We start from the raw sequence: 7,974 nt of genomic DNA on the forward strand, positions 1-7,974 counted from the left end.
GGGCCGCGTGTTCTTCGATTTGTCTGGATTGGAAGTCCTGAAGTAACGGCAGGAGGAGGAAGGCCAGTGGATCTCACCATTATTCTCGTGGCGGTCTTGTTACTGGCCTTCCTCGCCGGCCTTGGAGTCGGACGGTTGTGAAAGTCTTTGCGTTAACCAGTTATCTCACCCTCATCTGGGGCTTACTGTTTTCTTTCTGCTTGGCGCCGGCCGAATCCCTTGCGCAAACCGCCACGCAGTATTCGAGGGTGGTCGCGCAAGCCGAACGCATTGCCTATCTGGCCGCGCAACGCTCGGCCCTAGCTTCTCAAGTTGCGACAGCAGCCGTGGCACCTTCCGCCGCCTCGATGGCGGTGCGCATGGTGGCAGGGCCTGTAGGATGGGCGGCACTCGGAGTGAGCGCCGGTTTGGTGCTGGCTCAGATGTACTACTCTCAGTCTGATCTTTCAGCGGTGAAAACTGCCGCCTCGACGCCGGGCGGCTGGCAAGTCGCTAGCACCAATGCGGGCGTACAGATGTTCCCTGGTTTCGGTACCAATACACCAGGCAATCCGGCTTATCCCAATGCGACCATTCAATTCAGCGCGACCAATGTGCCGCTCTGTGCGGTCGATACCGAGTATCAGCATGATTGGGTGGTGGGGCCGTTTCAAAGCCTCAGTACGGCTGTCTTCTTCACCGGCAACTTCTTTGTGAATGGCCCTTCGGTCGGCGGATACACGCTCTACGTCTGCCACCGCAAAGGCATTCCCGGTTCAACCTCACCGGTCCAAGAGGGCTTAATTCCGCCAACGCAGCAGCAAGTGGCCAACTTCGTCGGGGGGCTTCCAGCCAGCGATCCGAAGTCGGTCGAGGCTCACACCAATCCGGTCGGCACCACCGGCACGACGCAGCCGGCCGATACCACCATTTCTCAGGCGGTGACACCAACCGAAATGCCAACAACCGTCAAGCCGAAGCCTGTGCCGGCCGGCGACATCGTGGTGGTGGACACGGTCCCGCCTCCGGCGGCTACCCCACAGCAGAACACGCAGCAGCAGACGACGACCACCACCACGACGACAACACAGAATCCAGACGGCTCCACGACCCAGCACGAAGAGACCCAAGCGACGACTTCCTGCGCGGTCGGTTCACATGAGAGCAGGACCTTCGGCACGGTTCTTCAAGCTCATCAAACCATCTGGGCGACGAGCGGCTTACTCGGGACCCTGAATCTCTTGAAGTCCCTCACCTGGCCGTCCACCTTGCCGGTAATTGCGCTACCGTCGGTGTTCTTCGGCAGCCAGCAAGTGGACTTCAATCAATGGGCATGGTTCTTTACGGTCCTCGAACGCTCGTCATTGCGACGGCCTCCATTGCCGCGTACCGCATCATTTTTGTGGGAGGAGGTCAGACGACATGACGGCCATTCTGACCCTCATTTATTGCTGGCTGCAGGAGTTCTTCTTCTCGCTCACGGATTGGGGCCTCGGCATCTGGGATTCCCTGCTTTCCGTGGCGGACAGCACGCTCGCCACCATTGGGACGGCAGGTCTCACCCTGCCGGTGATTCCCGATCAGTATGCGTGGGTGCTGGGCGCGACAGGTATGAGCCAGGCGCTGGCCATCGTGGCGAGCGCCATGGGCACGCGGTTCATTTTGCAAACCATTCCGTTCGTCCGGTGGGGCTCATGAATCAACTGGTGATTGGCTGGGCCTATGCCTGGACGGTGATCCTCGCGCTGTGGATCTGGGTCTATCTCAGGAGTCTTCGATGATCGAACTGTATGAAGGGGTACCAGGCTCAGGGAAATCGTATCACGCGATCTGCGAGAAGTTTCTGCCCTGGGTGAAACAAGGCCGTCGGCTCTATATCGCGGTGGATGGGATCTATCTCGATAGGCTCTCGCTCTTCACAGGTATCGAGCTTTCCCTCCTCGAACAACAGATCACGCTCTGGAAAGATTCCGTCGAAGTCCTCCAGGCGTTTCCCCATGTCGAGCCCGGATCAGCCGTGATTATCGACGAAGCCCAGACGGTCTTTCGGTCCATGCAGAAGGTGGAGCCTGGACTGCTCCGCTGGCTCGAAACGCATCGGCATTACGGCGTGGACATTCTGCTCATGAGCCAGGATTTCCGGCAGATGTCGCAAGGAGTGACACGGCTCATCGAAGCGACCGTGAAGTTTCGGAAGCTGGCTTTCGTGGGCCTGTCGAAAAAGTATCAGGGCAAGGTGCGTGGGAACCCCGAAGACCACGAGGTCATTCGGGCCTTTGTCGGGACCTACTCGCCAGCGATCTACGCCTACTATTCGAGTTACGCCTCGGCGGCAATCCGTGAAGAGAAACGCAGCCATACTGTCTTCAAATCGGCACGAATTGCCATCGGCATCGCCGCAGGACTGTTTGCCATCGGTCTCATGGTCTGGCGGCCCTGGTCTTCTCTGAGTTCAACCAAGCCGATCGCCGGGTCAACGTCTGCGCCGGTTCTGGCGTCGGGACCAGCGCTTCCCAACTCAGGCAGTCTGCTCAGTCCCTTGGGCATTGCCCCTCCTGCAGTTCCAACCCCGCCGAAACGAACCGTGCGCATTCTCGGCGGCGCGGGAATGAGCAAGGACCGTCAAGGCTGGCGGTATCTCTTAGACAGCGGCGAGATCCTGACGGCGGCGCAGATTATCGGGCGCTATGGCCTGTCGGTGTCGGAAGTCTATGAAGAGGGATCGATGCGGCTGATTGGCGAAGGAGTGTTCTATGGATCTGCCGGCGATTGAGGCCATGACCTATTTCACAGCCATTTTCTGGCTCGGTGGTTTTGCCGTCGGCCTGATCATCAAATTGATTCTGCCTCAAAGCTATTGAGGCGCTCGTCCGTCGGCGAGTTATCCGGCGGCGTGGGTGGACGGAACCACTACTAGCACAAGGAGGTGCCGTATGAAGGGATGGGGTTGGGTGAAAGGGCTCGGGGGACTGCTCATGGCGTTCGTATTCGCCTTGGGTGTCCCGGCGCTGTCGCAGGCGCAATTGTTTCCAGTCTCGGCGGATGTGGCCACGGTGCGGGCCGATCTGCTCTTGTGGGCCACGGCCTTGATTGGCGTGGCCCTGGCGATCTACGCCTTTAAGCGCGTACGCGCGATTGTGGGCTGAGAGGGAGCCTATCGAGGCAGGCTGGCAGCAGCCTGCCTCCTTTGTCACCAACCAAACCAAATGAGAGCGATGACGAGGGAGAGGAAGTATGACGGCGCACCAGATTCAAACGATCGGCAATGCGTTGGCTGTCGACCTGGTCGCTTGGGGAACGGCGGCGATAGGTCTCGCGCTCGTGGCCGCCGGCGCGGCCTGGGTGTTGCGGTTGCTGCGCTAAGCGCCGGGCCAGCCTTGGTCGGCGAAGCTGTAGTAGCGTTCGTCGGCGAGGATGAGATGGTCGAGGAGCGTAATCCCGAACAGGTCGCCAGCTTCACGCAGCCGTTTGGTCAGGATGATTTTCCGCACTTGGTGTGATATCGCCAGACGGGTGATTATGCGAACAGAGCCAGGCACCGGCATTCATGAGGATCAACGGCTTAAAGACTTCGCGAGGATGCACGATGGTCAAGTTAAGAGAGCCAGTGGAGACGACGTTAATCCCAATGAGCTTGTGTTTGGCGTCCAGGCCACAGATGAGGAATTGTTCCCGGTCCAGAGCGGCAAACAACGGCCGGAGGATCGCAGCAGCACCTTCCGACGTATGGACGGATTCCGCCGCCGGAAGGGCTCGGCCCTCCCGAACCAGCGTGACACGATATCGAGGGATGCCATATTTCCGAACCGGGCTCAGTGGCCGTCCACCGTTCGAGGAACCGAGAGAGCTATCAACGGACATGTCCGCCTCCTTCTGAAATTATGTTCTAGCCCCACCCTTCACAAACCAAGGGTGGGGCGTAACAAAGGAGGCGGCACGGGGCTCTCGCAGCGGGCAGGCCTGGAGGGGCGGAGACACGGAAGGACTGTCCCACTGCTCCCCGGACCCGGGTCGCACCAGCAACGAGCCTTTCAACGGTAGGCGTGAGTGGGCAGTCAGGAAGGTTGGCTGAAAGGGATCTTTAACAAATGTTTCTTGGGAGTTAACATGTGCAAGCTTCTGACAATGGATGAGGCATCTGGGTATCTAGGCATTTCCAAGCTGACGTTGTATGGATGGGTTTCAGCAAGGAAGATCCGGTTCGTTAAGATTGGGCGACTTGTAAAGTTCAAGCAGCAAGACCTGGATCAATGGATAGATAGACATACAGTAATGGCCAGATCCGAAGCCAAAAAACCCGAAAGTCGACCGAGGTGAACGGTAAAGCCGAAGGACTTACAAAATCGTGGTGAGAGTTGTTAATGTTGAACGCATCAGCAAACATCCATTGAGCAGCTGAGCATCAAGCGGCCCGCGCGAAGTTGAAGGAAAGGTTTCAGTATGGGACTGACGAAGCGAAAAGATTCATACTACGTCGCATTCAGTGTCATTGTTTCTGATGACGGGAAGACCTTCAAGCTCGCTCCAGGCGTACCCGGTGCAAGGCTCAAGCGATGGAAAGTCGGATGTCTTAATAAAACTATTGCAAGGGAGATGGAGTCAACCATCCGGATTAACCTTCTGCAAGGGAAGATTCTTACAGAAGAGTCTAGGCCAGTCCTATTCAGTGAATGGGCGCAGCAGTACTTGAACCTTGAGGAGGTGCGGCGGCTACGATCGTTTAGCACTCGGGCCATTCATGTCAGCCACCTTTTGAAGTTTTTCCGCGATAAACCGCTAGCAGCGTTCACATGTGAAGATGTCAGGAAGTACAGAGCCTGGAGAGCCGGGCAGGGCGTATCCGTTCAAACCATCAATCACGATCATATGACGTTGACCCGCATGCTGAATCTTGCAATGTCCGATCAATTCAATTTGATCTCGCGCAATGTTTCAGCTTCAGTTCCGAAGCCCGATCCTAAGAACGAGCGAGATCGGATCGTCACGCCAGAAGAATGGGCGGCTATTCGGGCGCATGCAGCGCCACATCTGGCAAGATTTCTGACCGTGGCGTACGATCTAGGGCCGCGACGTGGAGAGCTACTTAAACTCGAATGGTCAGACGTTGACATGAAGAGGAAGGAATTCACGCTTCGAGAGACAAAAAATGGAGAGGCGAGAACCGTCCCAATGACGCCGGAAGTTTACGAGGCGTTCCGACAGTGTTTAAAGGAGCGGAGACTTGATACCCCACGAGTGTTTCTTTACAAGGGGCGGCCGATTCAGCGCCGACTTACGACCGCTTTCAAGGCTGCATGCAGAAGGGCAGGTATTGTGTACGGCCGAAAAAATGGTGGGATTACAGCCCATGACTTTCGGCACTCCGCAGCGACTTCCCTGCGAAGAGCAGGTGTAGACACGATGACGGCAATGAAAATCATAGGCCACAAGTCAGAAAAGATGCATCGACGATACAATCAAATTTCTCCGGCGGATCTCCAACGAGCTGTCGATAAGCTAGTGATCTACCAAGCCGATCAGTCGTCTAGCGATGACATCGTAATGACACATGAGAAGTTGCACCACGAAGCGTAATCATGTAATATCTTGAAAAACCTCGCGGGGCGGGCGTAGCTCAGTGGTAGAGTCCTTGCTTCCCAAGCAAGTTGTCGTGGGTTCAAATCCCATCGCCCGCTCCAAAAAAATCCCCTTCAACTCAAACGCTTCTGAGTCACTCAGGCGTCCTGCTCAGCGAGCCATCGGTGTGCTCTTGCTGAAATCTGTGACGGTTGTCACGGTTGAGCATGAATTTTTTGGGCTTACCACGCCTTCAGGGCGGTCATCCGTTTCACCTGCCTTCTGTTGAGCAGAAGGAGGTCATAGCTGTATCTAGGGTATCCTGCGGCTACGTGCGATGCGTGGCCACGTTCGACCGAGAAGAATGCGCCGCCGTCGAGGCCGAAGTAGGCCAGGTCTTCTGGCGTGTTTGTCTGATCCCAGGAATTATGCCAGCGCGGGCGGTCTGGTGAGTCCGTTCTGGTGGGCCCGGATGAGCAATTTCTGGCGATTCGAGACACCGAGCTTGTCGAAAATGCTGGTGAGATGATGTCTGACGGTAATGCTGGAAATGCACAGACGGTCGGCAATGTCTTTGTTGGACAATCCCTCACTGACCAATCGGACGACTTCCTGTTCTCGCTCCGTGAGTCCATCGAGGCGTTTATGTTGGGCAGGGGCGCGTGTCAGGAGAGGAGGCGGCTCTGCTTGTGCGCTGAGTTTCCGAGGGCCGCCGAGTCTTTCAAAGGTAAGAGGGACTTCCTCGTCCGTCCTGGCGAGGTGGGCGATCGTGGCGATGAGCACGGCGGAAGGTTGTACCTTGAGCACAATACCATCGACTCCGGAAGCGAATGCTTGACGAGTGCGCTCCATGTCCTCGAATCCGCTCAATAAAATAACTTTGATGGCTGGAGCAGCACGCTTGATTTTCAGGATCAGCTCAGGAATGGCATGATCATTTTCCGTGTCGAGAATCGCGATAGTCGGGTGATTGCTGGCCAACACCTCATCCAGGTTCGTTCCGTGCGTAGTCTGCCCGATCAACTTGATCCATGTTTCTGCTTCGACGATCCGCTGCAAACCGAGCCGCAGGAGATAGTTACTGCTGATGATTGCCACTACCGTTTGGATTGTAGCTGTGTCGGTTTCCCTCATTGCCCCTCCTGAAGACACCCGCCCTCTGACCGTCGAGTTGGCTGAAAACCAGACTACGTAATAGTAAAAATATTACGCAGTGGATGCTAGGTTGAATAGGTGATTCCAGACACCTGCGACGGCGCATATTCTCATACCGGTCTACCTTCAAGCAATCGGGAAATTTCACCAGGCAATCGACCTAAAAGCTTGCCCATCGTCACTTTGCGCCGATTCCAGGTATTACGTGAGAAGCGCTTTCGGCTGCACAATAATGTGCGCACGTCGAAATACGAGGGGGAAACCCTCGTGTCATCGACAGAATGTCTCGAAAGGTACAGAGGATACCTTCCGCACTGGACCGTCAATCCGGGAATGCTGGTATTCTCCTCCCGCCTGCAGCCCTCTAGAAGGAGGTGGCGCCCACACATATGACTGTGGCCTTCCGGCATCCCGCTGTCGAGCTCTATGGCGTTGTTGATCTATCTATGGGGATGAGGAGGTTACGCATAAATGAATCCAAGGCGGATGGACGTGATTCGCTTGGCAGCAACAGGTAGCGCACTGAGCTGAGGAGAGGACCACTGTGTGCCTCTCCTCGGTTGCCTGCTATGGTTGTGCTACGGCTGGGTACATTGAAACGACTGAGCCATTTCCTCGCTTCGAATTGTGACGAGGCTCCCGCAAGGGTTTCGCTTCATGCCGATGCTTGTTTTCTTTCCGGATAACCGCCTATCACATTCGCCCCAAGACGCAGAATGCCGAGCCTGATACGGGGCTCATAGATCTATCGATCTCTGTTCCGGAACGGATTGGCTTGTCCCGTTGATTGTGGGGTCAAAAGGCCAACTCGAACATCCTGCCGCAGAACTGTTGCACAAATTAATACAGCCCCCAGATACGTGGGCGCTTGCTGGTGTGCTTACCAGGTTGGATGGTGAGGTGTGTTCCGGTTATCTCAGGATTGCACGGAAATTAAATGGACGCATTCTCATCGGTTCATACCGACGATCCTGGTGCAATCAACGACCAGCACAAACGTACGAGAGACGGTCTGATTTTTCTGATGGTAAGAGGCACCAATATCCGATGTGCAGGCCCGACCGACCCTGTATAAATCGCCTCCCATGGAATCCGGACTAGCATGGGTCGATGGCTATTTTGGGCATGTGGTGAGGGGCATATTCTCCTCTTGGGGTTTGAGAGGGGCCGTTCCTGGGTGGTCCCACGTTGAGTGTGTGGGGGGACGCCTGAAGTTGTCGATGGCCGCACATGGGTAGGTTTGGCGGCGGTCTCAAGCCGCCGAGGAGAGAAGCGGCAGCGGAA

General features: G+C 56.1%; 8 protein-coding genes and 1 tRNA gene. 6 read left to right on the forward strand and 3 right to left on the reverse strand.

Annotation, left to right across the window (positions count from 1 at the left end; genetic code table 11):
• Positions 1–137 precede the first annotated feature (137 nt).
• The 3 genes from KF784_19075 (at position 138) to KF784_19085 (ending at position 3,125) form a co-directional block, all read left to right on the forward strand.
• On the forward strand, positions 138–1,760 hold the full coding sequence (locus tag KF784_19075; protein ID MBX3121168.1) for a hypothetical protein: 1,623 nt from the start codon (positions 138–140) through the stop codon (positions 1,758–1,760).
• Positions 1,757–2,752 carry a hypothetical protein gene (locus KF784_19080; protein ID MBX3121169.1) on the forward strand — a complete coding sequence of 332 codons (996 nt, stop codon included), beginning with the start codon at positions 1,757–1,759 and terminating at the stop codon, positions 2,750–2,752. Before KF784_19075 ends, KF784_19080 begins: the two co-directional genes overlap by 4 nt.
• A 160-nt stretch (positions 2,753–2,912) precedes the next feature.
• Complete coding sequence (locus KF784_19085; protein MBX3121170.1) at positions 2,913–3,125, forward strand: hypothetical protein; 213 nt, start codon at positions 2,913–2,915, stop codon at positions 3,123–3,125.
• A 213-nt stretch (positions 3,126–3,338) separates the two neighbouring features.
• On the opposite strand, the gene KF784_19090 is transcribed toward KF784_19085, so the two are convergent.
• Positions 3,339–3,470 carry a hypothetical protein gene (locus KF784_19090; GenBank protein ID MBX3121171.1) on the reverse strand — a complete coding sequence of 44 codons (132 nt, stop codon included), beginning with the start codon at positions 3,468–3,470 and terminating at the stop codon, positions 3,339–3,341.
• On the reverse strand, positions 3,436–3,840 hold the full coding sequence (locus KF784_19095) for a JAB domain-containing protein (GenBank protein MBX3121172.1): 405 nt from the start codon (positions 3,838–3,840) through the stop codon (positions 3,436–3,438). The genes KF784_19090 and KF784_19095 overlap by 35 nt, the downstream gene beginning before the upstream one ends.
• Before the next feature lie 246 nt (positions 3,841–4,086).
• Between KF784_19095 and KF784_19100 the strand changes: the two genes are divergently transcribed.
• From KF784_19100 to KF784_19110, 3 genes are all read left to right on the forward strand, one after another.
• Positions 4,087–4,296, forward strand: a complete 210-nt coding sequence (locus KF784_19100; GenBank protein MBX3121173.1) for a helix-turn-helix domain-containing protein — start codon at positions 4,087–4,089, stop codon at positions 4,294–4,296.
• A gap of 123 nt (positions 4,297–4,419) precedes the next feature.
• Entirely contained in the window at positions 4,420–5,553 is a 1,134-nt protein-coding gene (locus tag KF784_19105) for a site-specific integrase (GenBank protein MBX3121174.1), read from the forward strand.
• 29 nt (positions 5,554–5,582) lie between these two features.
• A tRNA-Gly gene (locus tag KF784_19110) sits at positions 5,583–5,657 on the forward strand.
• Between the two features lie 304 nt (positions 5,658–5,961).
• Here the strand turns inward: KF784_19110 and KF784_19115 are convergent.
• A complete protein-coding gene (locus KF784_19115; GenBank protein ID MBX3121175.1) occupies positions 5,962–6,669 on the reverse strand; it encodes a response regulator transcription factor in 708 nt (235 codons plus the stop codon).
• Positions 6,670–7,974 lie beyond the last annotated feature (1,305 nt).

This window comes from Fimbriimonadaceae bacterium (assembly GCA_019638775.1).
Lineage (GTDB): Bacteria > Armatimonadota > Fimbriimonadia > Fimbriimonadales > Fimbriimonadaceae > JAHBTD01.

What these genes read in the sequence shown, in the direction of transcription:
- KF784_19115 (MBX3121175.1), bottom strand. Translation starts at nt 6,669, where the DNA reads ATGAGGGAAACCGACACAGCTACAATCCAAACGGTAGTGGCAATCATC.
- KF784_19080 (MBX3121169.1), top strand. Translation starts at nt 1,757, where the DNA reads ATGATCGAACTGTATGAAGGGGTACCAGGCTCAGGGAAATCGTATCAC.
- KF784_19105 (MBX3121174.1), top strand. Translation starts at nt 4,420, where the DNA reads ATGGGACTGACGAAGCGAAAAGATTCATACTACGTCGCATTCAGTGTC.
- KF784_19095 (MBX3121172.1), bottom strand. Translation starts at nt 3,840, where the DNA reads ATGTCCGTTGATAGCTCTCTCGGTTCCTCGAACGGTGGACGGCCACTG.
- KF784_19100 (MBX3121173.1), top strand. Translation starts at nt 4,087, where the DNA reads ATGTGCAAGCTTCTGACAATGGATGAGGCATCTGGGTATCTAGGCATT.
- KF784_19085 (MBX3121170.1), top strand. Translation starts at nt 2,913, where the DNA reads ATGAAGGGATGGGGTTGGGTGAAAGGGCTCGGGGGACTGCTCATGGCG.